A 906-nucleotide genomic window follows, 5' to 3' on the forward strand; every position below is an offset into this window, starting at 1 on the left:
AGCTAACCCTTGGCGCTTTATTTGCTGTTAAAATTCTATCTAGCCAAGTAGTTGGCCCCCTTTTGCGGCTTTCATCACTTTGGCAAGGCATACAAGAGATGAGGATTGCTGTTGCATGTTTAAGTGATGTGATGCTAGCAATACCTGAAGTTGGTGAAGAAGATCTTCAGGCCCTACCAATACCAACCATCAAGGGTTTAATTAGATTTGAAGAAGTGAGCTTTCGCTATGGCCAACGGGGGCCACTTATCCTTGATCAAGTAGACCTAATTGTACAACCGGGGCAATTTGTGGGCTTGGTGGGATTAAGTGGCAGCGGCAAAAGTACTCTTGTGCAGATGATAGATCGCCTCTATCGACCCAAAAGTGGCCGGATCTCAATTGATGGTTACGACATAGAAAAACTTCAAATTGCAGGCCTCAGGCGACGCATCGGCTACGTTCCCCAAGATAGTTTGTTATTTGAAGGCACGGTTTTAGATAATATTCGTTTAAACAGCCCAGACGCAAGTATTGAAGCAGTTATGGAAGCAGCGCGAACGGCAGCAGCCCATGAATTTATTTTAAATCTTGATAATGGTTATGCCACAAGACTAGGTGAAAAGGGTTCAGGGTTAAGCGGCGGCCAAAAACAGAGGGTTTGCCTTGCCCGCACGGTGCTGCAGAATCCAAGCCTATTRATATTAGATGAAGCAACATCAGCCTTGGATGCGGAAACAGAGCGCATTGTTTGCACAAACCTTGCCAGAAAGTTTAATGGTGTCACAGTTTTATTTATTACCCACAGGCTCACCACACTGCGGAATGCAGATCGAATATTATTTATGAATAAGGGTCGAATTTGTGAAGATGGTACCCATAACGAATTGATCGATCAACAGGGTTCATATGCAACACTATATAAAC

Annotated in this window: 1 protein-coding gene; it reads left to right on the forward strand. The window is 44.1% G+C overall.

The window, feature by feature from the left end; genetic code table 11:
• Positions 1-98: 98 nt before the first annotated feature.
• The coding region (locus C7K08_RS14605) for a peptidase domain-containing ABC transporter (RefSeq protein WP_206603893.1) at positions 99-906 on the forward strand (808 nt) is incomplete at its 3' end.

Source organism: Synechococcus lacustris str. Tous, assembly GCF_003011125.1.
In the GTDB taxonomy this organism is placed as follows: domain Bacteria; phylum Cyanobacteriota; class Cyanobacteriia; order PCC-6307; family Cyanobiaceae; genus Synechococcus_D; species Synechococcus_D lacustris.